Annotated in this window: 1 protein-coding gene and 1 pseudogene; both read right to left on the minus strand. The window is 60.2% G+C overall.

Features of this window, described 5'->3' with window-relative positions; translation table 11 throughout:
* Window positions 1-623 (minus strand): YihY/virulence factor BrkB family protein (locus tag A3754_RS05205; RefSeq protein ID WP_063519006.1); only part of this gene is annotated, 623 nt, incomplete at its 3' end.
* A gap of 68 nt (window positions 624-691) precedes the next feature.
* Window positions 692-877, minus strand: a pseudogene (locus A3754_RS27280) (hypothetical protein); the annotation flags it as partial.

Genomic DNA, 877 nt, shown 5'->3' on the forward strand with positions numbered 1-877 from the left:
ACATCGGGTAGCACCCGGAACATGGTGCCGAACAGCAGAGCAATCACCAGCAGGGATACGCTCATCTCAATCACTACTACCACTGCGCCGTGAATCGGCAGCCAGCTTTCCGCATAGACGATGATTGCCTGGACCACCACGTTCAGCAGCAGCGAGACCAGCAGCACAAAGCCCAGTGAAATTACCACCGTCAGCGACAGCAGCCGGCTTTTGATCAGCGCGGCGATGGTGTTGCGTGAAGGCCGCGGCATCACCTCCCAGATGGCATTCATGGAGCGTTGCATCTGGGCAAACACGGTGGTGGCGCCAATGATCATGACCAGCAGGCTGAGCATGCCGGCGAGCAGGCCCTGGCGTGGTGCCTGGGTATTGGCGATGGCGTTACGCACCTCGTTGGCCGCTTCCGGGCCGATGGTGGCTTCCAGCTGGCCGAGGATTTCGGTCATGGCGGCCTCACTGGTCATCACCAGGGAGATGACTTTGACCGCCAGGATAATCACCGGGGCGAGAGAGAACAGGGTGAAGAAAGCCAGCGACCCGGCATAGCTGACCGCGTTGCCCTCCAGCCACAGGCGCACCGTGTTTTTGAAAATGCCGAACCAGTAGAGTGCGATCGCTTTCATTGTTATCCCGGCGTCAGTGTCCTGCTGGCAGTGTAGCGACTGCCGTCGGGGGTGGCGAATACCGATGATTATTCAGCCGGCACCTCCCAGCGGATGGTGACTGGCTGCCGGCCCCATTCCCGTGCTGCCTGCCGGTCTTTCATCAGGATGTCGATGTGATCGGTCCAGCGCTTGTTCATCTTGTCGAGCACCTGATAGGTGCCGGGCAAGCCGTCAATGCGGACTTCGGTCTGGTGGGTGAGCCCCGCCTTGAT

This window comes from Alcanivorax sp. HI0083 (assembly GCF_001635175.1).